Source organism: Acinetobacter faecalis (assembly GCF_034187745.1).
Taxonomy (GTDB): domain Bacteria; phylum Pseudomonadota; class Gammaproteobacteria; order Pseudomonadales; family Moraxellaceae; genus Acinetobacter; species Acinetobacter faecalis.
Window position 1 is genome coordinate 223,001 of sequence record NZ_JAXHPF010000004.1, and the last position, 25,794, is coordinate 248,794.

The 25,794-nt window shown below is 36.3% G+C and carries 28 protein-coding genes; 9 read left to right on the forward strand and 19 right to left on the reverse strand.

The window, feature by feature from the left end:
- From SKM54_RS06215 to SKM54_RS06240, 6 genes are all read right to left on the reverse strand, one after another.
- On the reverse strand, nt 1-1,047 hold the full coding sequence (locus SKM54_RS06215; protein WP_321094730.1) for an AbrB family transcriptional regulator: 1,047 nt from the start codon (nt 1,045-1,047) through the stop codon (nt 1-3).
- Nucleotides 1,048-1,114: 67 nt separating this feature from the next.
- Nucleotides 1,115-2,617 carry a tripartite tricarboxylate transporter permease gene (locus SKM54_RS06220; RefSeq protein WP_321089104.1) on the reverse strand — a complete coding sequence of 501 codons (1,503 nt, stop codon included), beginning with the start codon at nt 2,615-2,617 and terminating at the stop codon, nt 1,115-1,117.
- Nucleotides 2,618-2,628: 11 nt separating this feature from the next.
- The gene (locus tag SKM54_RS06225; protein WP_154772765.1) at nt 2,629-3,081 is read right to left on the reverse strand and encodes a tripartite tricarboxylate transporter TctB family protein; all 453 of its coding nucleotides are present in this window, start codon (nt 3,079-3,081) and stop codon (nt 2,629-2,631) included.
- 81 nt (nt 3,082-3,162) lie between these two features.
- Complete coding sequence (locus tag SKM54_RS06230; protein ID WP_407060908.1) at nt 3,163-4,161, reverse strand: Bug family tripartite tricarboxylate transporter substrate binding protein; 999 nt, start codon at nt 4,159-4,161, stop codon at nt 3,163-3,165.
- Between the two features lie 389 nt (nt 4,162-4,550).
- On the reverse strand, nt 4,551-5,303 hold the full coding sequence (locus SKM54_RS06235) for a nitroreductase family protein (RefSeq protein WP_321094732.1): 753 nt from the start codon (nt 5,301-5,303) through the stop codon (nt 4,551-4,553).
- Nucleotides 5,304-5,366: 63 nt separating this feature from the next.
- Entirely contained in the window at nt 5,367-6,167 is an 801-nt protein-coding gene (locus SKM54_RS06240) for an enoyl-CoA hydratase (protein WP_321094734.1), read from the reverse strand.
- A gap of 101 nt (nt 6,168-6,268) precedes the next feature.
- Between SKM54_RS06240 and SKM54_RS06245 the strand changes: the two genes are divergently transcribed.
- Nucleotides 6,269-6,841: a nicotinate-nicotinamide nucleotide adenylyltransferase gene (locus SKM54_RS06245; protein WP_321094736.1), complete on the forward strand. Its 573-nt coding sequence runs from the start codon at nt 6,269-6,271 to the stop codon at nt 6,839-6,841.
- A gap of 42 nt (nt 6,842-6,883) precedes the next feature.
- On the opposite strand, the gene SKM54_RS06250 is transcribed toward SKM54_RS06245, so the two are convergent.
- Nucleotides 6,884-7,780, reverse strand: a complete 897-nt coding sequence (locus tag SKM54_RS06250) for a LysR family transcriptional regulator ArgP (protein ID WP_154773609.1) — start codon at nt 7,778-7,780, stop codon at nt 6,884-6,886.
- 106 nt (nt 7,781-7,886) lie between these two features.
- Between SKM54_RS06250 and SKM54_RS06255 the strand changes: the two genes are divergently transcribed.
- Nucleotides 7,887-8,486, forward strand: coding sequence for a LysE/ArgO family amino acid transporter (locus SKM54_RS06255; RefSeq protein WP_321094739.1), 600 nt, complete (start codon nt 7,887-7,889; stop codon nt 8,484-8,486).
- A gap of 56 nt (nt 8,487-8,542) precedes the next feature.
- On the opposite strand, the gene SKM54_RS06260 is transcribed toward SKM54_RS06255, so the two are convergent.
- The 5 genes from SKM54_RS06260 to dapD form a co-directional block, all read right to left on the reverse strand.
- Nucleotides 8,543-9,001: a peroxiredoxin gene (locus SKM54_RS06260; RefSeq protein WP_321094741.1), complete on the reverse strand. Its 459-nt coding sequence runs from the start codon at nt 8,999-9,001 to the stop codon at nt 8,543-8,545.
- A gap of 143 nt (nt 9,002-9,144) precedes the next feature.
- Entirely contained in the window at nt 9,145-9,555 is a 411-nt protein-coding gene (locus tag SKM54_RS06265; protein ID WP_248103793.1) for a hypothetical protein, read from the reverse strand.
- A 16-nt stretch (nt 9,556-9,571) separates the two neighbouring features.
- The gene (gene queC, locus SKM54_RS06270) at nt 9,572-10,243 is read right to left on the reverse strand and encodes a 7-cyano-7-deazaguanine synthase QueC (RefSeq protein WP_248103790.1); all 672 of its coding nucleotides are present in this window, start codon (nt 10,241-10,243) and stop codon (nt 9,572-9,574) included.
- Nucleotides 10,244-10,354: 111 nt separating this feature from the next.
- On the reverse strand, nt 10,355-11,065 hold the full coding sequence (gene queE / locus SKM54_RS06275; RefSeq protein ID WP_154773604.1) for a 7-carboxy-7-deazaguanine synthase QueE: 711 nt from the start codon (nt 11,063-11,065) through the stop codon (nt 10,355-10,357).
- 113 nt (nt 11,066-11,178) lie between these two features.
- The gene (dapD, locus tag SKM54_RS06280) at nt 11,179-12,000 is read right to left on the reverse strand and encodes a 2,3,4,5-tetrahydropyridine-2,6-dicarboxylate N-succinyltransferase (RefSeq protein ID WP_321094744.1); all 822 of its coding nucleotides are present in this window, start codon (nt 11,998-12,000) and stop codon (nt 11,179-11,181) included.
- 303 nt (nt 12,001-12,303) lie between these two features.
- On the opposite strand from dapD, the gene carO reads away from it, so the two are divergent.
- Complete coding sequence (carO, locus tag SKM54_RS06285; RefSeq protein WP_321088029.1) at nt 12,304-13,035, forward strand: ornithine uptake porin CarO; 732 nt, start codon at nt 12,304-12,306, stop codon at nt 13,033-13,035.
- Between the two features lie 66 nt (nt 13,036-13,101).
- Here the strand turns inward: carO and SKM54_RS06290 are convergent, their stop codons facing one another.
- The 6 genes from SKM54_RS06290 to SKM54_RS06315 form a co-directional block, all read right to left on the reverse strand.
- Nucleotides 13,102-14,025 (reverse strand): CysB family HTH-type transcriptional regulator, encoded by a 924-nt coding sequence (locus SKM54_RS06290; protein ID WP_154773601.1) that lies wholly within the window; start codon nt 14,023-14,025, stop codon nt 13,102-13,104.
- A 49-nt stretch (nt 14,026-14,074) separates the two neighbouring features.
- Entirely contained in the window at nt 14,075-15,136 is a 1,062-nt protein-coding gene (locus tag SKM54_RS06295; protein WP_321094746.1) for a sulfate/molybdate ABC transporter ATP-binding protein, read from the reverse strand.
- An 11-nt stretch (nt 15,137-15,147) separates the two neighbouring features.
- Nucleotides 15,148-16,032, reverse strand: a complete 885-nt coding sequence (gene cysW / locus SKM54_RS06300; protein ID WP_248103779.1) for a sulfate ABC transporter permease subunit CysW — start codon at nt 16,030-16,032, stop codon at nt 15,148-15,150.
- Nucleotides 16,029-16,862 (reverse strand): sulfate ABC transporter permease subunit CysT, encoded by an 834-nt coding sequence (gene cysT / locus SKM54_RS06305; protein ID WP_321094748.1) that lies wholly within the window; start codon nt 16,860-16,862, stop codon nt 16,029-16,031. The genes cysW and cysT overlap by 4 nt, the downstream gene beginning before the upstream one ends.
- Before the next feature lie 80 nt (nt 16,863-16,942).
- A complete protein-coding gene (locus SKM54_RS06310; RefSeq protein WP_154773597.1) occupies nt 16,943-17,551 on the reverse strand; it encodes an alpha/beta hydrolase in 609 nt (202 codons plus the stop codon).
- 24 nt (nt 17,552-17,575) lie between these two features.
- Nucleotides 17,576-18,589 (reverse strand): sulfate ABC transporter substrate-binding protein, encoded by a 1,014-nt coding sequence (locus SKM54_RS06315; RefSeq protein ID WP_321094750.1) that lies wholly within the window; start codon nt 18,587-18,589, stop codon nt 17,576-17,578.
- Between the two features lie 261 nt (nt 18,590-18,850).
- On the opposite strand from SKM54_RS06315, the gene pabC reads away from it, so the two are divergent.
- The 6 genes from pabC (at nt 18,851) to SKM54_RS06345 (ending at nt 23,979) form a co-directional block, all read left to right on the forward strand.
- Entirely contained in the window at nt 18,851-19,663 is an 813-nt protein-coding gene (gene pabC, locus SKM54_RS06320; RefSeq protein WP_321094752.1) for an aminodeoxychorismate lyase, read from the forward strand.
- 1 nt (nt 19,664) lies between these two features.
- A complete protein-coding gene (mltG, locus tag SKM54_RS06325) occupies nt 19,665-20,723 on the forward strand; it encodes an endolytic transglycosylase MltG (RefSeq protein WP_407061297.1) in 1,059 nt (352 codons plus the stop codon).
- A gap of 9 nt (nt 20,724-20,732) precedes the next feature.
- Nucleotides 20,733-21,338, forward strand: coding sequence for a dTMP kinase (tmk, locus tag SKM54_RS06330; protein WP_321094754.1), 606 nt, complete (start codon nt 20,733-20,735; stop codon nt 21,336-21,338).
- A gap of 72 nt (nt 21,339-21,410) precedes the next feature.
- Entirely contained in the window at nt 21,411-21,818 is a 408-nt protein-coding gene (locus SKM54_RS06335; protein WP_321088036.1) for a PaaI family thioesterase, read from the forward strand.
- Nucleotides 21,819-22,126: 308 nt separating this feature from the next.
- A complete protein-coding gene (locus SKM54_RS06340) occupies nt 22,127-23,092 on the forward strand; it encodes a hypothetical protein (protein WP_321088037.1) in 966 nt (321 codons plus the stop codon).
- Between the two features lie 11 nt (nt 23,093-23,103).
- The gene (locus tag SKM54_RS06345) at nt 23,104-23,979 is read left to right on the forward strand and encodes an arginase family protein (RefSeq protein ID WP_321088038.1); all 876 of its coding nucleotides are present in this window, start codon (nt 23,104-23,106) and stop codon (nt 23,977-23,979) included.
- A gap of 51 nt (nt 23,980-24,030) precedes the next feature.
- On the opposite strand, the gene nadB is transcribed toward SKM54_RS06345, so the two are convergent.
- Nucleotides 24,031-25,665: an L-aspartate oxidase gene (gene nadB, locus SKM54_RS06350; RefSeq protein WP_321094756.1), complete on the reverse strand. Its 1,635-nt coding sequence runs from the start codon at nt 25,663-25,665 to the stop codon at nt 24,031-24,033.
- Nucleotides 25,666-25,794 lie beyond the last annotated feature (129 nt).

Consider the following 25,794-nt stretch of genomic DNA (forward strand, 5'->3'; position numbering starts at 1 on the left):
TTATTCAGTATCTATTTTTAGCTTAAATTTCTTTTGAATGTAGTTGTATAAAGGTCCGACTGTACTCATTACACCAATCATTCTAACCACATGAAATGCAGTTACCATTGGTACGCCTAAATGTAAAATTTTGGCAGTAAGTGTCATTTCTGCAACACCGCCTGGCGCTAAACCTAAAATTAAAGTAGGTAATGGAATATCTACAAAAAACAATAAAACATAGGCGCATATAAAGGCGAATAAAATACTTAATACATTGGCAAAAGCGACAACAGACATATAACGTGGTGCAGTTCTGAAAAAACTCTGACTAAATTTATTGCCCAATGACCATCCTAAAAATACCTGACCTAAATGCAAAATTGATGGTGGAATAGAAGATAATTGAATGCTATTGGCAGTTAAAAGAACAGCAACAAGTAAGGGGCCAAAAGTCCAAGGGTTTGGAAGTTTAAACTTTTTGAAAATAAAACAGCCCAATAAACATAAGGCAAATAGAATAAGAAAATTGAACCAATTTACAGGAATGCTTGAAATAGCAGATGTATTTGTACCGTGCCATCCCATAAATTTATAAAAAAATGGAATAAACACAACAACGAGCATTACACGTAAAGCATGTGCAGAAGCAACTTTATCTACACGTGCGGAATATTGCTCTGCTAAGTTAGACATTTCATTTGCACCACCCACAGCAGATGCAAACCAAGCTGTTTTAAAGTCTATATTTCCCCATTTATAAATAATACATGCGCTAAGTGCACCTAAAAACAAGGCAAAAACTAAACCCGAAATAAGTACTGCCCAGTGGCTTAAAACCACATGAATCATTTCTGGTGTGAAGTATAAACCTAAAGATAAACCAATAATGAGTAAACCAATTTGACGTGCAGATTTATGACACTCGATAGGTGCATTATTGATTTTTAAAAGTGCAGTTACAAATAAAGGGCCAAGGAGCCAAGGAATAGGCAAGTTGAGTTGTTGTGCTATAAATGCACCACAAAGGGCAAAACAAAAACTATAGAAATATTTGAAATAAAGCATGTAGTTTTTATACGCAGTTTAAAGAGGAGTATCAACATACAGTCTGTATATTGATACTCATTTTTAATTAAGCTGAAGTCGCGTTACGACGGTTACGGAAATAGCGGAATAATGGTAATACAATCATTAAACCCGCAAGAATCCAAAGTACTTTTGTAATAGATCCGTTGAATAAAATAGACAGATCACCATGAGAAATAGAAAGTGCACGTCTTAAGCTAGATTCCATGAGTTCGCCAAGTACGAAACCTAGAATTAAAGCAGAAAGTGGGAAGTTCATTTTTCTTAAGAAGTAACCGAAAATACCTAATACCACCATTAATACAAGGTCGAATACTGTGCTGTGAATGGCGTAAACACCAACAAAGCTAACCGTTGCAATAGCAGGAATTAAAATATAATTTGGAATAGTAAGAAGTTTTGCAAAGAAGCCAACCAATGGAATGTTCATAACTAAAAGAATGACGTTACCAATAAATAGCGATGCAATTAAGCCCCACACAATAGTAGGCTGTTCTGTGAAAAGTTGAGGGCCCGGTGTAATGTTATAGAGCGTTAAAGCACCTAACATAACGGCAGTTGTACCAGAACCCGGAACACCTAAAGTTAACATTGGAACAAATGAACCACATGCAGATGCATTGTTTGCCGCTTCTGGTGCAGCAATACCACGTAAGTCACCTTCACCAAATTTATTGTCTTTTCCTGCAAGTTTACGTTCGCTTGTATATGCCATAGCACTTGCAATAGTTGCACCTGCGCCCGGTAAAATACCAACAATAAAACCTAAGAATGAAGAGCGAATAACAGAGCCTAAAGAGAACATGAATTCTTTAAAGTTGAATAGTGTACGCTTACCTTGGCTTAATGCTTTTTGTCCCATTGTGGTTTGTTCAAGCATAATGAGTATTTCACTAATACTGAAGAAACCAATCACAATGGTGGTAAATTGAATACCATCACTTAGGTTTACAGAGTCGAATGTAAAACGATAAACACCTGTTACCGCATCTACGCCAACAGTTGCCAAACCAAGTCCAATAAGTGCAGATACACCTGTTTTTACAGGTTGGTCGCTAATAAGACCACTTAAGCACGTTAATGCAAATACCATAAGCACAAAGTATTCGGCAGGGCCAAAGACAATTGCCCATTTTGCTAAAAGCGGTGCAAATAAAACAATACCAATAGTTGCAACCATACTTCCAATAAATGAACTTGCAGCAGATAAAGAAAGTGCAATTCCTGCTTTGCCTTGTTTGGCAAGTGGGTATCCATCTAAGGTGGACATAATGGCGGCAGCATCACCAGGGACATTAATAAGAATGGCGGAAATACGGCCACCATATTCACAGCCCAAGTAAACAGCAGCAAGTAAAATTAAAGCACTTTCAGGCGGTAAACCTAATGCAAAAGCAAAAGGTAAAAGCAGTGCAACACCGTTAATAGGACCTAAACCAGGAAGTAGACCTACAATTGTGCCAATGAAAGCACCAATTAAAGCAATGAGTAAGTTTTGTGGTTGTAAGGCAATTTCAAATCCGTGTGCAAGGTACGCTAAAGTATCCATTTATTATTATCTCACTTGCTGAAAAAGAAGCCTAAAGGCAAAGGAACATCTAAACCATAATCGAACATGAGGTAGCAAAAAACACTCATTGAAATTGCACTAATGAGAGATGCTTTAATATTTCCGCCAAATAACACACCAATTGCAAAGCACATGATGGTTGTCGCTAAAATGAAACCTAAAAATTCGAAGGTAAATGCATAAATAAAAAAGAATAAAAGTGTGAGGCAAACTTTTTTTAAAACCAATGGATTTAAGAAGCCTGTATCGACTTTATCTGAAAAACGTTTTGGTCTAAAAACTAAATAAACACAGCTAATCAAAAGAAGTGAAAGTAAAAGTACAGGGTAGGGTCTTGGACCAAGTGGATCGTATGCAATTGGGGCAACATGTCCCCAAGCAACAAATATCAATATGAAAGATGCAATACCGATACTGCTTATAAAAATTCTCTCAAAAAGCATAATGATATTTCCTTATGAAAGAGAGTAAGTTTGTCCATTTTTAATTTTCACTTACTCTCAAGGTTTTTTATTGTTAGTTACTTACTTACCAATCAGTTCGTATTCTTTTGAAAGCTCACGTAATTGATTTGTTTGGTTATAAACATATTGAGTTAACTCATCACCAGTTAACGTTAATGGTAATAAATCATATTGTTGACGAATTGCTTCAAACTTTCCATCTTTCGCCATTGCATCAAATGAAGCTTTCCACCAATTGAATGCTTCATCACTTACTTTTGGTCCCATGTAATAACCACGAATAACAGGCCATTCAATATCAAAACCTTGTTCTTTAGCGGTTGGAATAGATGATAAATTACCTGGTAGACGATCTTTAGAGAAGACTGCTAATACACGCATTTTGCCTGCTTTCATGTGTGGAACAATTTCTGCAACACCTGCACTAACAACTTGAATATGGTCACCAAGTACAGCAGTTACAGCTTCGCCACCACCTTCAAGTGCAATATAGGTCATATTTTTAGGGTCAATTCCTGCAACTTTTGCAAGCATCGCCGTTTGCATCCAGTCTTGACCACCCACACTACCACCTGCACCAAAACTTACAGCTTGAGGATTCTTTTTCAAAGCATCAACAAGGTCATTCAGGTTTTTATAAGGAGAGTCTTCTTTTACAGCAACCATGCCGTAATCTGTACCAACAACAGAGAGCCAACGAACATCTTTTTCTGTGTATTTACCAAATTTACCTTGCGCAATATTTAGTAAAGAACCAGTAGAGAAAGCAACAATTGCATTATCGTTAGCAGGATCATTTGCAACAATTTTGTTATATGCAACAGCACCTACGCCACCAGGCATATAAGTAACACGCATGGGTGCTTTTAATAAATCTGTATTTTTTAATCCATTTTGAGCGAGTTTACAGGTTAAATCGAAACCACCACCTGGTTTAGCAGGTGCAATACATTCGGGGCGATTAGGTTCTCCTGATGCAACTTTATCTTTATTACAACCAACGAGTGTTAGTCCAATTGTTAGAACTGAACCCGTGATGAATAGTGACTTTTTAATCATTTTTGTGATACTCCATTTTTTATAATATTCCATGAATTGCCGAATTGACCTGCTAAATATTCAGGAGGAAATTCTTATAGCAGATTTATGATTACATGAAGTGTTTGGAATTTGCACATATATATTTATTATAAATTGTTAATATCCTTGAATATCTTTAGTAAATTTACATAGGGTTACATAAGCGGCGCGGGTTGTAGGACAAAAAATAAGTGAAAAATAAACTTTATATTTGTTTTAATTTTAATCAGAAGTGGTTTTGACTTGAGTGAATAAATTTAATCTAGAAAACCCCATTATTTTCTAGAAAAATGAAAAATCATTTAAAATAGTTAAGTTAAATTGAGCATAAAAAAAGACCCATATTTTTTTAATATAGGTCTTTAAATTTAGACTTTTTGAATAAACAGACTTCTGTCAAAACGATATTGCGGGAAGAAGACGCCATCCTCCGCACGTTCACCAGCGCCAATAACCATAATAGGATATTGCTGATGGTTTAGTTTTAGTATTTTAGCAACTAAAGGCTCATCGAAGCCTTCCATCATACAACTGTCAAAACCATAAGCACGTAAAGCAAGAACTAAGTTTTCACAAGCTAAAGCGGTTGTTTTAGTTGCCCAAAGTTTTGCATCATCTGTACTAAATGCTGTAACAGGTAATTGTTTGTCTAAGGTACGTACTAATTTGAAAGCCACTTTCTTAAAGTTACCTAGTGAGTTAAAGTAACCAGTCTTATAGTTGTAGGGAATAAACGTGTAATATTTTTTCACCATTGCAGGAACTTCAGGCAATGGGAACTCGTTAATATTACGTTTTGCCATTTCATCTATACGGTCTGTACGTGCAACACAAACAATAAGTTCAGATGCAGTTTTTGCAGCAAGTTGCCCCAAACATGCTTTAACAATTTGCTTTTTCTTTGCTGCGTCTTGAACAACGTAAAATGTCCAAGGTTGTAAGTTCGATGAGTTTGGTGCAAGTAAAGCTAAATCTAAACATGCATTTAATACATCTTCAGGAATTGGCTTGTCTGTAAATTTACGCACAGAACGTCGACTTTCTACAACTTTACGGAAGTTATCAACATCAATATCTTGTGGGGCAGCTTCGTAATAGCGTTTCTTTTCAGTATTAGACATAAGTTTTAAACATCACTAAACAAAAAATGCACCTCAAGCATAAACCTTTGGTGCATGAAAAAATTAATTAAATTGCGAAAAATCTGGTTTGCGCTTTTGCATAAATGCAGCAACAGCCTCTTTCATTTCAGGTGATGAAACACGTTGCATGAAAATTTCAGCTTCATGGTCAATACAATCTACAATTTCTTCTAAATTATGTTTCATAAGAGCTTTTGTTTGACGCAAAGAAGCTAATGGTAATGCTGCTAATGTTTGCGCTTGCTTTTGAGCTGTTGCATAAACATCTTCTTCAATACTATTCACAATGCCTGCATTTACTGCTTTTTCGCTATTAAATTTTTGCGCTGTAAACAATAATTCGGCAGCTTTATGATAGCCCGCTTGTTGAATCAGTAATTTACTTGAAGCGCCTTCAGGCGATAAACCTAAGCTTACAAAAGGAATTTGGAATAGGGCAGTATTATCGCTATAAACAAGGTCTGCATGTAAAAGGATAGTCACACCAATACCAATAGCTACACCACGAACAGCAGCAATTAAAGGTTTAGAAAAACGAGCAGCAGATTTTAATACTACAAAAGGAGGAGCATCGCCTGCTTTACCTTGTAGTGGAGATTGAATAAATCTCATAAAATCTTGCATGTCGTTGCCAGCGCTAAAGTCGGCATCTTGACCACGTAAAACAACAACACGAACAGCATTATCTAAATCTGCTTGATCTAAAGCTTCGGCAATTTTTAAATATAATTCGCCGTAAACAGCATTCTTTGCTTCTGGGCGGTTAATGGCTAAAGTCAGTACACCATTTTCTAAAGTGGCATTTAAATGTTGATGAGGCTGTTGAATACAACTGAGTGTCATCGTACTATCCTTGCTTTAAACTCAATTTAATTTTATCGCTCATTATGTCGCATATTTTAAATATGGACACAACTCATGAGTCATAAAAAGTCAGATCTGCTATGAATTATAAATTTGATTATCTCGTTTTTATTGGTCGATTTCAGCCTTTTCATTTGGCGCACATGGAAACCATTAAAATTGCATTAGAACACAGTCAAAACGTGGTTTTGGCGTTGGGTTCGGCACAAAATGAACGAAATATTAAAAACCCTTTTTTAGCAACTGAACGTGAAAAAATGATTTTGTCTAACTTTTCGGAGGTAGATCAAAAGCGCATTAAATTTGTTCATGTTATTGATGTTTATAATGATGAAAAGTGGCAGAAATTAGTTAAATCTTTAGTTGCAGATGTGATTGGCGAACATTCAAAAGTTGGACTCATTGGGCACTTTAAAGATGATTCATCTTATTACTTAAAGTTTTTCCCTGAATGGGAGATGGTTGAGCTTGAAAGTTTAGAAGGTTCAATGTCTGCAACACCTGTACGAGAAGCGTATTATCGTGGGGAAATTCAACAAGATGCATTTCCTGAAGGCACAATTCAATTTTTAGAACAATTTCAAAAAACTAAAATTTATGAAAAATTAGCACAGAAATTTGGCACACAAGATAAATCGAATATTACCGAATAACTTTTAAATACCCTTTAAAAGTTATCTGAATTGATGGCTTTTTTAGTTTTGAATCATAATATTTTGCGCTTGTTGTACCAAAACATGAGTTAAAATTTTTAATGGTTCAGACTGTTGTTTCCAATGGTGCCAATACAAATTAACATCCGTTTCTGCACTTGGAATAAGGTTAATGAGTTTACCTTGCTTTAATTCATTTTGTATTTGTATTTCGGGCACCATTCCAAAGCCTAAACCCAAAGAAATTGCTTCTGAAAATGCAGCAGCAGAAGGAATAAAATGATAAGGATAACTTTGCATATTTAAGCCAAATAATTTCACAATAACATCTGAATGTAATTGGTCTTTATCATTAAAAATAACAGCAGGTGCATGTCTTAAACTTTCACGAGTTACACCATTTTTAAACCATATGCGTTGAAATTCTGGCGTTGCGACCATTAAATATCGCATTGCACCAAGCTTATGCGTAATACAACCCTTCATATTACTTGCTTCAGAACTAATACATGCATTCACAACGCCTGTTTCCATCAGTTGATGTGTTTGTGATTGATCATCAATCATAAGGTTGATGGTAATTTTTTCTTGTATTAAGGTGGGTTGAATAGTAGCTAATAGCCATGTTTCAAGTGAATCTGCATTGGTTGCAATATTCAGTTTATAAAAGGATGAATCTTCAGATTTGCCCTTGAGTTGTTGTAATAAATTTTGCTCCATGAGGCGTTGATGTTGTAAATGCTCAAGCAAAGTTTGACCCATTGCGGTTACTCGACAAGGGCGCTCTCTTAAAATAAGTGTATGACCCAGTTGTTTTTCTAAGCTTTGAACACGTAGCGTGACAGCGGAGGCGGTAATGTGTAAGCGGATTGCAGCTTGTTCAAAACTTCCTGTTTCAACTACAGCTAAAAAAGCTTCACAAGATTTGTGTGGGAGCATTACTAATCCTTAAAAATATTTAGTTATGTTGATATTTTCTTAATAATACTTAATTTTAAAAAAATTACGAGATAATCCGTCGCATATTAAAATGACGGTGAACAAAATGCTAAGTACAGCTCTTCAAGGATTTTTAGTCAGCATTGGATTGATTATTGCAATTGGTGCGCAAAATGCATTTGTGTTGAAGCAAGGTTTAAAACGAGAACATATTTTTTGGATTTGCTTAATTTGTGCAATGTCAGACGCCATTTTGATTTTTTCAGGTGTTTTTGGTTTTGGGCAAGTTGTTCAAAGTCATACGGGTTGGGTAGATATTGCAAAATACGCAGGTGCAATTTTTCTATTTTTATACGGTTTACAGCATTTTTATCAAGCTTTTGTTAAAAAGCATAGCTTAGAAGCGGGCGGTAAAGATGAATCTAGTTTACTTCGTGTTTTGCTCATTTGTTTAGCATTTACATGGTTAAACCCGCATGTGTATTTGGATACAGTCATTTTAATTGGTGCGATTTCTACACAAATTAATGGTGATAAAACACATTTTGCAGTCGGGGCGAGTTTAGCTTCATTTATATTCTTTTTTAGTTTGGGTTATGGGGCGAAATTTTTACAGCCATTGTTTAAAGATTATAGAGCTTGGAAAGTTTTAGATGTGTGCGTTGGTTTCTTGATGTGGGGAATTGCGTATTCGTTGGTTTTTTAAATAAAAAAGCAGGATCATTGAGTTATCCTGCTTTTTTATTTAAAAGGGTGATTTTATTAACCCTGAAGCGCTTTTAAGTCTTCCAAAACTTGTTCAGCATGACCTGCTGCTTTCACTTTACGGTATTCCTTAACCAATTTACCGTTATGGAAAATAAAAGTAGAACGTTCAATGCCCATAACTTTTTTGCCGTACATATTCTTTTCTTTAATTACATCAAAATGTTGGCAAAGTGCTTCTTCTTTATCGCTAATTAAATTAATCGTTAGATTTTGCTTTTCTGTGAAGTTTTGGTGTGCTTTAACAGAATCACGAGAAACACCAAAAATCGTGGTATTTAAAGCATCAAATTCATCTTTCAAGCAAGAAAAACCAACGGCTTGCGTAGTACAACCTGGAGTAGAATCTTTAGGATAAAAATAAACAATTAACCATTCTGTAGGCACTTCAGTTAAATTAATTTCACCCGTAGTTGTAGGGAGAACTTGATTAAGCAAACTTAATTGAGATGACATATGAATACTCTAAAATTCTGAATTATGGTAATGATCATACTGAATGTAGCTTAAATTTGGTAAGACTTTTCAGATAATTTTTATTCTAAAATATTTTATTTAGACATTAAAAAAGCCACATGATGTGGCTTTTTTAGCATAACTTATTTCTGTTGTTGTAACTTAGCAAGTTTAGCTTCTAAAGCTGTACCTAAGCATGCTTTAATTTTTGGTTGCTCAGTTTTCGCGAAACCTTGCATCGCTGTTGCAAAGCGTTTTTGATCTTTCGCATTTTGGGCACCTTGAAGTTCCCATTGTAGCGATTGAGACATACGACCTTGAGATTCAACATTACATTTACAAAGCTTATTCACTTCTTCTTTGCTTAATGCTTTTAAAGCGCCAGCTTTAGTTTGTTCATCTACACAAACACCAATTAAACCTTGTTTGATGTTATTACTTTTATAAGCAGCAGCCATTTTTGCTTGTTGATCTGCTGCTGGAGCTGCGAAGCTAGCAGCTGAGAAAAGTGCAGAAATAGCAAGAACACTTGAAAGAAAAATCTTTGATTTCATAAGGTTAGAATTCCTATTAAGCTGGAATATAACGAGTTGGATCTGTAATGCCTGCTTCTACAAAACCTTGTTTGCGTAAACGGCAGCTATCACATACACCACAAGCTCGTCCTTGGTCATCTGCTTGGTAGCAAGATACGGTTTGGCTATAGTCTACGCCATGCTCTACACCTAATCTAATAATATTTGCTTTAGATAGGTTTAAAAGCGGTGTTTCAAATTTAAGCGGTTTGCCTTCTACGCCTACCTTTGTAGCAAGGCGAGCCATATTCGCAAAAGCTTCAATGAACTCAGGACGGCAGTCTGGGTAACCTGAATAATCTACAGCATTAATACCAATAACAATTGCTTCTGCTTCAAACACTTCCGCTGCCGCTAAAGCATAAGAAAGGAAAATCGTGTTGCGTGCAGGAACGTAAGTAATTGGAATGCCTTCTTGTTCATGATCAGGCACAGAAATATTATGGTCTGTAAGCGCAGAACCACCTAAATTCCCTAGGTCGATATTAATAATACGATGTTCTACACCTGCGCGTTCAGTTAATGCTTGAGCAGCAACTAATTCTGTCGTTGAACGTTGACCATACATGAAGCTTAGTGCGATACATTCATAGCGAGCTTGAGCCCAAGCTAAACATGTTGTTGAATCTAAACCACCTGACAACAATACAATCGCACGAGGGCGCATATTAAATCTCCAAAAAAATAAATTAGTTTCAGATTTCTTCTATAAAATTCTTTAACTTATTCCACTGAATAAGCATGGAAAAAAGAATACAAACTTTATGAAAAAAGTCTATTAACGACCAGTTTCGTCATTCCAAAGTAGTTTATGCAACTGTAATTGGAAACGAACAGGGAGATGGTCTTCTAAAATCCATTGTGCTAAATCACGTGCAAGTTGAGGTAAGCGAACAGCACCTTTTTCTACTGCAAAAGCAGGGGAAAACCAAACAGTACTCACTTTTTCGTTTAGTTTATATTGTTCAACTTGTTGTTTAGACCATTCATAATCTTCACGGTTACAAATCACAAATTTAATTTGGTCATGTTGAGTTAAGTGATCTAAATTTGAAAGCAAGTTTCGTGCAACTTCACCTGAAGTTGGTGTTTTTAAATCTAAAACTTTAGATACACGTGGGTCAACTTTAGAAACGTCTAAAGCACCACTTGTTTCTAAAGAGACTTCACAGCCTAAATCTGCCAAGCGTTGCATTAATGGCAGCGCATTTGGTTGTGCCAGTGGTTCGCCACCAGTTACACAAATATACGGTGTTTTAAAATCTAATGTTGTTTGAATAATTTCATCTAAAGATTGGCGCTCACCACCTTCAAATGAATACGTTGTATCACAATAAGTACAACGTAAAGGGCAACCTGTTAAGCGAATAAATACAGTTGGCAAACCTGCTGCATTTGCTTCACCTTGTAATGAATAAAAAATCTCCGTAATGCGTAACCCCGCAGACGGATCAGAAACAGGAATAGCGGAAGATCGGAGAGTAGTCATAACAAAATTAACCAAGGAAGATGTAGCACTATAAAAATAAAAATCCCTACGATCATGTCTGATCGTAGAGACGAGGAACAGTTAAAGTTCCGCAATCTATTTAATGAAGAAGATTAATCTTCACGTAATAAGTCATTCAAGCTAGTTTTTGCACGAGTTTTCGCATCTACTTTTTTCACAATAATTGCAGCGTATAAGCTGTAAGTACCGCATTTAGATGGAAGGCTACCAGAAACAACAACAGAACCCGCAGGAACACGTCCGTAATGAACTTCACCTGTTGCACGGTCATAAATCTTAGTCGATTGACCAATGAACACGCCCATTGAAATTACAGAACCTTCTTCAACAATTACGCCTTCAACAATTTCAGAACGCGCACCGATGAAACAGTTATCTTCAATAATAGTAGGGTTCGCTTGAAGCGGTTCAAGAACACCACCAATACCAACACCGCCAGACAAGTGAACGTTTTTACCAATTTGAGCGCAAGAACCAACAGTTGCCCATGTATCTACCATTGTGCCTTCATCAACATAAGCACCGATGTTTACGTAAGATGGCATAAGTACAACATTTTTAGCTTGGAAAGAACCTTTACGAGCAACAGCAGGAGGTACTACGCGTACACCAGCAGCTTTAAATTGCTCTTCAGTCCAATCGCCAAATTTAGTATCAACTTTATCATAGAAGCGAAGATCACAAGCTTCCATTGGTTTGTTGTCATTCAATTTAAAAGATAATAATACTGCTTTTTTAATCCATTGATGAACAACCCATTCACCATCGATTTTTTCAGCGACACGTAAAGAGCCGTTATCTAAACCAGCAATAACTTCTTCAACAGCTTGACGAATTTCAGTAGAGCAATCCGTTGCTGTAAAATTGGCACGGTCTTCAAACGCTTGTTCAATGATAGTTGAAAGCTGAGACATGATCTTCGTTCCAGAAAAAAATTTTCAAAGATTTTACACTAAATTGATCAAGAAAATGTTTTAAAACAGTATTCGCTTTGAATTTATTCGTAAGTTTTTTATTTTTTAGAGGTATAAAACAGAATAAGGTTCGATGCTCTATATTTCTTCATAATTGTACGAAAAAGTATACTAATCATGTAAATGGAAACAAAAAACAAGCAAAAGGTGATCAAAAAATAGCTTTTTATAATCTATAGTAAATTTGTTGGTTATTCACATGAATCCAGATTTAAGACAATTTTGCACTTAATGGAGTATTAAATGAAATATTTAAAAACAGCTTTAGTTGCATCGGTTTTAACAACGGCAGCAGGTACTACAATGGCTGACGGTGCAGTAATTAAAGATGGTTATGTTTTCGAACAGAATAAATTAATTCCAACGGGTGCGCGTGCTGAAGTTGGTACAACGGGCTACGGTGGAGCAATTCAGTGGACTGCAAGCCCTTATGTAGGTCTTTCGCTGGGTTATAACGGTGGTAATATTTCTTGGCGTGATGATTTATCCGTAAACGGCACTAAATATGATGTCGATATGGACAATAATAACGTTTACTTAAATGCGGAAATTCGTCCTTGGGGCACAAGCGATAATCGTTGGGCTCAAGGTACATACTTTGCGGCAGGTGTAGCATACTTAGATAATGACTATGATTTATCTCAGCGTTCTAAAGATGGTAATGTGAAACTCAATGGAACAAACTATAGTTACAATGGTGAGCTACGTGGTCAAATGAACTATAAAAACAATATCGCACCTTATGTAGGTGTTGGTATTGCACCTAAATTTGGTAAAAACTGGGGTGTATTTGGTGAAATTGGTGCTTACTACACTGGGAATCCAACAGTTAATCTAGATGCAGACGGTACTTTTATTAATGCAAATGGTGGTAGTGCTGAAGCAGATTTAAAAGCTGAACAGCAAAAAATTGCCAACGATGATAAATATGCTTGGTTACCCGTTGGTAAAGTTGGTGTGAATTTCTATTGGTAATTTAGAAATTTTTACGCAATAAAAAAGAGGCTATTTAGCCTCTTTTTTATATTTAAAGAAATTGGCTTAATCTTCAGGATAAGCCATTTTCTTTAATGATTTTATATCTGTTTCTGGTGAACATAAAGAAATAAATTCGTAGCCATATCCACGAAGTAAATGACCTTTACGAACCGCAATCCATGTTGTATTAACACCAAAAATATCGGTTGGGATTTGTTTTAAGCGGTGGTCACGTTCAGCATCATATGCAACATCGTTGACAATACCAACGCCCATACCAAGTTCAACATAAGTCTTAATTACATCGGCATCTAAAGCTGACATTACAATATCAAAATCTGCACCAGATTCTTCAAAGGCTTTATCAATTTTAGAGCGACCTGTGAAACCGCCATGATAAGTAATAATAGGATATTCAGCTAAATCTAGAATTGAAATATCATTTTTTTGAGCCAGTGGATGGCTTTGTGGCGTAATAATACTATGTTGCCAGTTATAGAATGGAACACTAGCAAGGTTACTTTCAGTTGTTAAAGACTCTGTTGCAATACCAATATCAGCTTCGCCTTGTAATAACATTTCTGTAATTTCAACAGGGCTGGCTTGTTGCAAAATCAAGTGAACTTTAGGGAACTCTTTTTTGAATTTATTTACAATAGGCGGTAACACATAACGCGCTTGTGTATGCGTTGTTGCAATGGTCAGCGTACCTTCGTCCACTCTATTAAAATCATCTGCAAGACGTTTAATATTGTCTGCATCTACCAACATCCGTTCTACGATACCAAGTAAAGATTGACCAGGTTCTGTTAAGCCAAGTAAGCGTTTACCTTTACGAATAAAAAGTTGTACGCCTAATTCATCTTCTAAATCTTTAATGTGTTTACTCACGCCAGATTGCGAAGTGTATAACGCTGCAGAAGCTTCGGTAAGATTGTAATTTTGTCTTACTGTTTCTCGGATGATTCGTAGTTGTTGGAAATTCATTATCTTTGTTCCCTTTATATGAGTGGGGAATTAACCCCACTCTAAAGTCTTAAGCGACTTGATTTTCAAATAAATGCAATGCTGTTGCGCTTAACCAAACGGTTTGGTTAGGGCGGAATTGGTGTAGCTTTGCTTCATCAGGCGTTAATGTAATTTCAATTAAATTGCCTTGACGATCATTTAATTCTGCAATGACTTTACCTGCAATCCAAACTTCACGTATGAAAATTGCCTGAATAGCATTGTCTTGAGGCTGTGCATGAATGTGTAACTCATCTGGACGAGCAAAAGCAATAACACTACCTTCAGGTGCTTTGTTTAAACTGTCAAGTTGAATGCGATCTTCACCAATTTGAATTACACCATTTTGGTTGTGTCCTTCAAAACGGTTTGCTTGACCCAAAAAGTCGAATACAAAAGGTGTTGCAGGTTTTTCGTAAACTTCACGAGGTGAACCAATTTGCTCAACATTACCTTTGTTCATAACAATAATTTGGTCTGCAACTTCAAGTGCTTCTTCTTGGTCGTGCGTTACGAAAATAGATGTGATATGAAGTTCATCATGCAATGTACGTAACCAACGACGCAATTCTTTACGAACTTTAGCATCGAGCGCGCCAAAGGGTTCATCAAGTAAAAGTACGCGAGGTTCAACAGCTAAAGCGCGTGCAAGCGCAATACGTTGACGCTGACCACCTGAAAGTTGAGCAGGGTAACGATCTGCCAAGAAACCAAGTTGCACTAAGTCTAAAAGACGAGTTACACGCTTTTTAATTTCAGCTTCTGAAGGGCGAGTTGCACGTGGGCGAACACGTAAACCAAAAGCAATGTTGTCAAATACAGTCATATGACGGAACAATGCATAATGTTGGAATACAAAACCAACTTCACGTTCACGAACATGAACATTGGTTGCATCTTCACCTTCTAAAATAACCTGACCACCATCTGCAGATTCTAAGCCTGCAATAATACGAAGTAAGGTTGTTTTACCACAGCCAGATGGACCAAGCAGTGCCACCAATTGACCATCTGGAAAGTCTAAAGAGATGTTGTTAAGTGCATGGAATGCACCAAAATGTTTTTCAATATTTTTAACTTGAATACTCATGAGGTCATTCCTTAAGCTTGTGCATCTTCATTGCGTTTATCTTGTTTCTCTTGGCGAATCTCAACCCATGTTTTCAAAATTAGGGTCACAATTGCGAGTAGCGCCAACAGTGAAGAAACAGCAAATGCAGCACTGAATGTATATTCGTTATATAGAATTTCTACGTGTAATGGCAATGTATTGGTTTCACCGCGAATGTGCCCTGAAACGACAGACACCGCACCAAATTCACCCATTGCGCGCGCATTACATAGAATGACACCGTAGATTAAACCCCATTTAATATTTGGTAGGGTTACTTTCCAAAAAGTTTGCCAACCTGAAGCACCAAGGACAATTGCAGCTTCTTCTTCTTCTGTACCCTGAGCTTCCATAAGTGGAATAAGTTCACGGGCAACAAAAGGAACAGTAATAAATACAGTTGCAAGAACAATGGCAGGAACGGCATATAGGATTTTAATGTCGTTGTCCATGAGCCAACCGCCCATCCAACCTTGTGTACCAAAAATGAGAACAAGCATTAAGCCTGCAATAACAGGTGACACAGAGAAAGGCATATCAATAATTGTGGTTAAAATAGATTTACCACGGAAGTTAAACTTCGCAACACACCATGCCGCTGCTACACCAAATACAACGTTCATTGGTACTGCAATAACCGCAGTTAGGAGCGTTAATTTCACAGCAGATAAAGTATCTGGATGCACAAGTGATTGGAAATAAACGCCAACACCTTGTTTAAATGCTTCTACAAATACCAATATTAACGGCAGAATTAAGCAACTTAAAAAGAAAATAAGAGCAATTGTGAGCAGTGTATAACGTACCCAAGTTGGTTCACGTGTTGCATCACGCGACTGTAACTTTTCTGCTAAAGCAAAGCTGTTCGTATTCATCGAGCAGTTCTCCCTGTACGACGACTTGCCCAAGCTTGTAATAAGTTAATAAAGAACAAAATTACAAATGAAAGCACAAGCATAACCACTGCAATTGTTGTTGCGCCTGCATAATCATATTCTTCTAAACGAGAAATAATCATGAGTGGCGCAATTTCAGTTTTAAATGGCTGGTTACCTGCAATGAAAATTACCGAACCATATTCACCAACACCACGAGCAAATGCTAGAGCAAAGCCTGTAATAAGTGCAGGAAATAAAATAGGTAAAATCACTTTAGTAATAGTTTGGAAACGACTTGCCCCCAAAGCAGAAGCTGCTTCTTCAAGTTCAGTTTCTAAATCTGCAAGTACAGGTTGAACTGTACGCACAACAAAAGGAATACCAATAAAAATAAGCGCAAGGGTAATACCAATAGGGGTATAAGCCACTTGAATACCAATTGGTTCAAGATATTGACCAATCCAACCTGTAGGTGCATATAGCGATGTTAGTGCAATACCTGCCACCGCAGTTGGGAGTGCAAAAGGTAAATCGACTAAAGCATCTACAATACGTTTGCCAGGAAAGTTATAACGCACTAAACACCAAGCGAGTAATAAACCAAAAACAACGTTAATTACGGCAGCAATAATGGCTGCGCTAAAACTGAGTTGTAATGATTTTAAAATACGTTCAGATGTTAAGATTTCCCACAAACCATCCCATCCGATACCCATTGATTTTATAAAAACCGCAGACAGGGGAATAAGAACAATTAACGACAAATAAGCTAGGGTAAAGCCTAGGGAAAGACCAAATCCTGGCAGCACTCGGGATCGCTGCGACATGATTACTCCTCAAAAAGAGAGCACTGACTAAAATGAGTCAGTGAAATAAATAAATTGAAAACAAGCATAGTTTGCAGGCTTTAAATAGCAAATTTAAAAAAATACTTGTTTACATCAGAAATATTGATATGTTTAGGTGGCTTTTCTGAAATGAGATATTTTTCTAACTCAGGAAAAGCACCAAAACCAGATGCAACATTAATATGTCCAACTTGACCCAAGTTCACTGGGTTTAAATTCCAAGCCTTCGCCAATTGCAAAGCATCTTGAAATTCTAACCACGGATCATTTTCACTAATAATTAAATGTGTTGGCGCAAGTATCTTTAACTGATGAAAATAAGCTTGATAGTCGTTTTGGCTATCTCGTGCAAAGCCTGCATTTCCAAAACGTGCAGGGTTTGCAGGTGCAACTAAAACTAAGTTTTTCACTTTGCTATTTAGTTCAGGATGTTGTGCTAATGCAGCAACAGTCGTTAAGCAACCAAAACTATGTGCAACAATTTGAATATCATCTTTAATTGGTGCAACAGTTTTAACAAACTCTGCAACCCAGTCTTTTAAAATGGGTAAATTCCAATTGCTTTGTTGAACGCGAGAGCAAGATGACATGAGCTGTCTTTGTAATATAGATTGCCAATGGTTGTGTTCACTTCCACCAACACCTGGAACAATTACTGTATGTGTCATGATCTTGCTCCTTAACTTAGTGCATTACTTAGCGCTATTTGCTTTTACAATTTGATCGAACACACCGCCATTTTCAAAGTGTGCTTTTTGAACTTTTTCCCAGCCACCAAACTCTTTATCAATCGTTACAAGTTTTAGCGGTTTAAAAGTGGTTTTATATTTGGCTAAAGTTGTTGCATTACGTGGACGATAAAAGTTACGTGCAGCAATTTCTTGACCTGCAGGTGAGTACAAGTAATTTAAATAGCCTTTCGCTAAGTTTAAATTGCCTTTTTTCTCAGCGTTTTTTTCTACAATAGCAACAGGCGGTTCTGCCAAAATTGAAAGAGATGGTGTCACAATTTCAAACTTACCTGGTTGTTCACGAATTGCTAAATGTGCTTCGTTTTCCCATGCAAGTAGAACATCGCCAATACCGCGTTCTGCAAATGTTGTGGTTGAACCACGTGCGCCAGAATCGAGTACTTTTGTATTTTTATAAATTTTACGTACAAATTCTTGAGCAGTTTGATCGTTTCCACCTGCTTGATGCTTAGCCCAAGCCCAAGCTGCTAAATAGTTCCAACGTGCGCCACCTGAAGTTTTAGGGTTAGGTGTAATAATGCCAACATTTGGTTTAACTAAGTCACCCCAATCTTTAATGCCTTTAGGGTTGCCTTTATGCACCAAGAAAACAATTGTAGATGTATAAGGTGTCGAGTTTTGAGGAAGTTTTTTCTGCCAATCTAAAGGTAATAATTTTGCTTTTTCTGCAATTACATCAATATCTGCTGCTAACGCTAAGGTTACAACGTCAGCATCTAAACCATCAATTACAGCACGAGCTTGTTTGCCCGAACCGCCGTGTGATTGTTTGAAGTTAATTTTTTGACCTGTACGGCTTTCCCAGTATTTTCCAAACTGCTTGTTTACGTCTTCATATAATTCACGAGTTGGATCATAAGACACGTTTAAAAAGTCTTTCGCAGCAACAGAAAATGAAGTTGCAGAAATGACAGCGGCAAGTAAACCTAGTTTTAATTTTGATGAAACACTCATGACAACCTCAATATTATTAATGTTTTAAACATGGGTGCAGAATAGCGATTATCTTTATGCAGAAAAAATAATTTAAAATGAATTTTATATGAAAAAAAGAGATAAAGTAAGTGCGTGTAAAAAATGCTTATTTCTAAAATTGTTTGAATAATATGTGAATATCAGGCAAAAATAGCTTAGTTAAATGTATGTGTAAGTAAGAAATGAATTGGTCATTTCTAAACAGGTTCAACATCTAAAGATTTATGGGATATGCGATATATGCAATGTTTTAAAAATGCTCAACCAGTTTTAGATATTTCATTGCTAGATCGTGCATTTCATTATGGTGATGGCTGTTTTACTACAGGTCGTATTCGAAACAATAGAATTGAACTAGAAGATTTACATTTGGCGCGTTTAAAGCTCGCATGTGAAAAACTTCATTTAAATGTCAATTTAGAACTAATTAATCAAAGTATAGAAAAGTTAAAACTCGAACATCAAACTTTAAATGGAACTTTTAAAATTGTAATAAGCAGAGGTGAAGGGCAACGTGGATATAGCTTGCCTGAGCATGAAGCGGATTTTTGGTTTTATTTTTATTCTAAAGAAACTCAAGACTTCCAGTACGAATTAATACAAGCAGGTGTTTTAACGCAATCTATTGGTTTGCTTGCGCCAAATTTGGTTGGCGTGAAAAGCTTAAATCGTTTAGAACAAGTGCTCTTAAAAAAAGAAGTAGATGAAAAAAAATGGGTAGAAGCTTTAGTAACTGATATTCAAGGTTCTGTGATTGAAGGTGTGAGCAGTAATTGCTTTGTGCGAATAAACAACACGTGGATTACACCAGAACTTCGCTATAATGGCGTTCATGGTATTATGCGCACGGAAATTCTTCAGCGCATGAAGCAACAAGGAATTTCTTGTGAGCAACGCAGTATAGATCAGAATGAAATTCCAAATATTCAAAGCCTATTTTTTTGTAATGCATTGAGTCCTATGAAAATAGTGACAGAATTGAATACTGAACAGTTAAATACGCAAGCTTGTATTGATTTATTTCACCATCTTCAATTAAACCAGATTCGCTAATATGTCTAAACCAAAGCCAAAAGTTAAAAAGAAAACGACAAAATCATCATCAGTCGTTTCAGCTAAAACTATTTTAATGACAGCTCTTTTTTGTGCTGTTGTAGTGGCGGGTGTACTTTGGAGTAGTCTATTTAAGGATTATCCTGTAGATGCTCCAAAACAAAGACTTATTATTAGCAATGGCGATACTTACACAGGTTTTATTGACGATTTAGCGCATGAAGGCAAAGTAAATTTCCCAATTGTATTGAAGCTTTATCAAAAGTTTATGATTCATGACACTTTAAAAGCAGGTGTTTATGAAGTTCGTAAAGGCATGAGTGTGCGTCAAGTATTAGATATGATTTCTAATATTGATAATGCGGACATGAATCGTGTTCAAGTCATTGAGGGAACCACTTTTAAGGATTTAATTAACTCACTTCGAAAAAATCCTTTGGTTAAAAATGAAGTGAGTCATTTATCAAATGCAGAAATTTTAAAAGCTTTAGATATTCCTTTTGATCATCCTGAAGGTTTATTTGCGCCAGATACTTATTTTTATGATAAAGGCGAGTCTGATAAAACCATTTTACTCGATTTATATAAACGTCAAATGCGAGCTTTAGATGAGGCGTGGGAAAATAGAGAAGAGAATCTGCCTTATAAAAATAAATATGAAGTGCTGATTATGGCTTCAATTATTGAAAAAGAAACCAATGTAGATAGCGAGCTTGCACAAGTTTCAGGTGTATTTGAACGTCGTTTAAAACTCGGGATGCGTCTGCAAACAGATCCAACTGTCATTTATGGAATGGGTGATCGTTACAAAGGTAATATTACACGTAATGATTTACGCACAATGACGCCATACAATACCTATCGAATAGATGGCTTACCGCCAACACCAATTTCTTTACCAAGTAAAAAAGCAATAGAGGCGGCTGTTCATCCAGACGATTCAGATTATCTCTATTTTGTGGCTACAGGTAAGGGTGGACATAAATTTACCAGTAATTTGGCCGACCATAACCGCGCTGTGCAAGAGTATCTTGCTGTCATTCGTGCAAAGAAAAATTAAGGAGAGAATATGTTTATTAGTTTTGAAGGCACGGAAGGTGTAGGTAAAACAACGTTAATTCGTCGTATTTATGAATATTTAGAACAACAAAATAAAGATGTTGTACTTACTCGTGAGCCGGGTGGAACACCAATGGCAGAACAAATTCGTTCGCTATTGTTGTCTGTAAATCACGAAGAAAAAATGTGTAATGACACTGAACTCTTGTTGATGTATGCAGCACGAGCGCAGCATTTAGATTTGGTGGTGATGCCTGCTTTAAATTCAGGAAAAACGGTACTTTGCGATCGTTTTACAGATGCAAGTTTTGCTTACCAATGTGCAGGTCGAGGTTTAAGCCAAGAGAAACTTGCGCTTTTAAATGAAAATTTTGTAACGCGTATGCCAGACTTTACGTTTTGGTTAGATGCGCCTATTGAAATTGGTATGACACGTGCAAGAGAGCGTGGCGCACTTGATCGCTTTGAGCAAGAGAAGGTTACTTTCTTTGAGAAAGTAAGAGCGGGTTATGCAACTTTAGCAGAGCGTCATCCTGAGCGTATTAAGCGTTTAGATGCGACGCAAACAGCAGATCAAGTTTTTGAACAGGCTTTGGCATATTTAAAATCTGCATAGTCAAATTTTAATATCTAGCTATTTCATTAAATCCTTTATAGTAAAGATTCTATAAGGGATTTTTTAATAACAATGAAAAGTAATAAAGCGGAAATTATTGAATTTTTAAAACATGATTTTCCACAAAGTTTGGTTAATTGTGAAATTGAAGATGTCTTTTCTAAAGGCTCACGCCTGATTTATAAAATTGATCAGGAACAGCTCAGACCTGGTGGAACAGTATCTGGCCCTACAATGATGACGCTTGCAGATTTAGCACTTTATGTCGCAATTTTAGGTGAAATAGGTATTATTGCTTTAGCAGTAACAACCAATTTAAATATTAATTTTTTACGAAAACCTGTAGGTAATCAAAATTTAAAAGGCGAGTGTCGTTTAATAAAAGTCGGGTGCAGTTTAATTGTAGGGGAAGTCTGGATTTATTCGGCGGGTATGGATGATCCTGTTGCACATGTAACAGCGACCTATGTCATTCCTTAAATATAACAACTAAATATAGGAATGGAATAACGACCAAACAGTAGACCAAGTATTTGAACAAACTTTGATATATTTAAAATTCTTTATAGTGAACATTCTATAAGGGGGGGAATTAAATATATAAAAATAAGATGTGTGATTACGCATCAATTAAAATTTTAACAATATTTAAATTAATATATTCAATTACTTAGGTTTGTTAAACCTGGTGCTGATCGAATATTGATTAATCAAATAGCTTGAATTATGAAGTTGTTTTTATCAATCCAAATTTATAATAAAAGCATAATTTAGAGATAGTGATACTTATGGGAATAGATCACGAAGTTGTAAAAACTTTTCAGGATAATGTTTTTCCATTATCAGATAAGTTTACAGAAATGTTGAATGAGCATTTTAGCCATCAAACAGAGCGTCGGGGGTGTGGTTATACACAAGCCACACGTTTACTTGCTGATTATGTGAATTTTTCTCGTCAGGAAAAAGATTTAACAGATCTTAAAATTTTTAAAGATTATTCATCGAAAAGTGTTCGAAAAATTTTAGATAATAAGTCTTTGTATGGATTGGAAATTTCAAATTGGCGAAATTTGGATCAAAACTCAGATGTAGATGAATTCTTAAATAATCAACCTAAAGAAGATGATTATGTATTGAACTTAAAACAGCAAGCGCATATACAGTCTTCATTACGCAAATGTTATGAAAAGGTCGAATTAGAAGAAAGTAAAGTTTTATGCCAAATGCTTGCGGATGTTATTTTACCTATTTTACCCGAAACATCTCAGCTGATCGAACTCAAATCTTTGGTTGAGAAGCCTAAGGTTGGTTCATGTCCATTGGCAGAAAAATTCTTTCTAAAAATTGCTCATGGTACGATATTACGCCATGGTCAAATTAATATCATTGTTGATGAATATGATCGTCCATTGCTCATGGAAAAAGTGAATATGGGGGATAATCATTCATGTATAAGCTTACAAACTTTAGTGATGAATGGTATTCGTATCCCTGCGGGATCATTGTTTTCTGTAAATTATGATGTTGAACAAATTCAAAATAAGCGCCTAAATAAGCAATTTAAAGGGTTTGTTATTCCTTATACGGAGTTTCCAGGCTTTTGGTTTTTACGCTTAACGACATTAGCAATTTCACCTGAAAATCGTAAACGTGCATTTAGTACACATTATGATCAGCAAGTTGCAAATGGATTATTTAGCCCGGGGACGACCAAGCTGAGTCAATTGATTGATGTGGCAAAGGCTCAAATTTAAGGAGAAGCAAAATGCTCAATGTTTGCTATTCTCCGAAATATTTTGCCCATACGCACACAAACAGTATGGAGAAGTTAAAGGCAATTGCAGATCAACTAGGTGAATGGAAATGTGTGAAAATTCATGAGCCTGATGAGTTGGATTATACTTTGCTGTATGAAGTGCATGCACAAAAATATGTCGATGCAGTCTTAACAGGTGAACCTGCAAAATTGGCGACAATGGCGGGGTTTAAACCGTGGTGTGAACAGTTTAAAGATGCAGTTTTAAGCATTAATGCGGGACAAATTAAAGCAGCAGAGTTAGCCTTTGAGCATGGTATTTCAGCTAATGTAGCTCAGGGTTTTCATCATGCAACATATGATTTTGGTGGTTCATTTTGTACGTTTAATGGTTTAGCACTTATTGCAAAAGTCTTTCCATCTAAGCGAGTGTTTGTTTTAGATTGCGATCAACACATGGGTGATGGAACGACTGAGTTGGCAAGTCGAATTGAAAATTTATTTAACTTTTCAATTTATGGATTTCCACTTGGTGTAACTGCAAATGAGCGCTCGGCGTCACATCTTATACATAAAACCTCGGGTAATTTTGCTCAATATACCATGGCTATTTATGAGGCTTTTCAACGTGCAATTGATTGGCAAGCCGATATTATTGTTTATCAAGCAGGAATGGATTGTCATCAACATGATCCATTTGGTTCAAAATGGTTAACGACTGAACTTATCGAAAAACGTGAAGAGTTAGTTTTTAGTTTAGCCAAAAAACATAACATTCCAATCATGTTTGTTATGGCGGGTGGATATCAGCCTTTGCCAGAATTGGTTCCCCTACATTTAAAAACCTTTGAAATTGCACATCGCGTATTTTATTCAGCAGGTTAAATAAAAAGAGCAACTTTAAAAGTTGCTCTTTTTTTTAAGAAATAACAGAGATTAGAGATTGATTTGCTCAGAACGAATCATTGAATCTTTAGGGTTAAGTACAGTTCTTTGTAAATCATTTAACTGTTCAGCGTGGTCTAGTGTGTAATGCAAACCACGAGATTCTTTACGTTCAATAGCACATCGAACAATCATTTCTGAAACAAGGACTAAGTTACGTAATTCAATGAGGTTTTTACTAACTTTATAGTCTTGATAGTATTCAGAAATTTCGTTCTTTAACATTTCAATACGATGTAGTGCACGTTCTAAACGTTTGTTAGTACGTACAATACCAACGTAATTCCACATAGTCTGACGCAACTCATCCCAGTTTTGCAGAATGACAACATCTTCATCAGGATTCGTTACTTGAGAGTCATCCCAAGCAGGAACAGTAGGTGATTGGTAGTTATCTTTAAAATTAGCTTGAATATGTTTTGCTGCACTCATGCCATAAACAAAGCATTCTAAAAGTGAGTTACTAGCCATTCGGTTAGCACCATGCAAACCTGTATACGATGTTTCACCAATGGCATACAAACCTTCAATATCTGTTTGGCTGTGTTCATCCACCATAACGCCACCACAAGTGTAGTGTGCAGCAGGAACAACAGGAATCATCTCTTTAGTGATATCAATACCAAGTTCTAAAAGGCGTTCGTATAACGTTGGGAAATGTTCTTTAATGAATTCTTTTGGCTTATGGGTAATATCGAGCCAAACATGACGAATACCTAAGCGTTTAATTTCATAATCAATTGTTCTTGCTACAATGTCACGAGGTGCAAGTTCAGCACGATCATCGAAACGCAACATGAAACGTTCACCATCGGGTAAACGCAAATAAGCACCTTCACCACGCATAGCTTCTGTAATTAAAAATGAACGTGCTTGCGGATGATATAAGCAAGTTGGATGGAATTGGTTAAACTCCATATTGGCAACGCGGCAACCTGCACGATAAGCCATTGCTATACCATCACCTGTTGCAATGTCAGGGTTTGATGTATGTAAATATGCACGCATTGCGCCACCACAAGCGAGTGTAGTAAATGGTGCTAAAAAGGTATGAACTTGGTCTGTATTTTCATCTAAAACATATAAACCTAAAGCGCGGTTTTCATTTAATGAACCAAGCTTTTGTGATGTGATGACATCAATTGCAATGAAGTTTTCGAAAATTTGAATATTTTGTTTTTCTTTAGCACGTTCAACTAATGTCGTTGAAATAGCTTTACCTGTTGCATCGGCAGCATGAATAATTCGGCGCTGAGAATGACCGCCTTCACGGGTTAAATGAAGTTGATCTTGTTCATCTAAAGTGAACTGAACACCTTGCTTTAATAGGAAATCGACAGAAGCTTGACCGCCTTCAACCGTTTGTTGAACTGCTTCTTTTTCACATAAAAATGAACCTGCAATCATGGTGTCATTTATATGTTGTTCAATAGAGTCTGTTTCATCTAAAACAGCAGCAACACCACCTTGAGCATAATAGGTGCTTGCATCGGTGAGTGATGATTTTGCTAAAACAGCAATTTTAAAATGTTGTGGCAATGATAAAGCAAGTGTTAAGCCTGCACCGCCACTCCCCACAATAATCACATCATATTGATGAGAAGTATCTAAATTAGACATATCCATTAGCTAATTTTGAGAAAAGTCCGAACATCAGAACGCTTTTCACATAAAAATACAAGTGCTATTTGGTCTAGAGTAATGAAATAAAATTATGAATTTTAAAAAATTAAGGAATATTTAAGTTATTGTTTA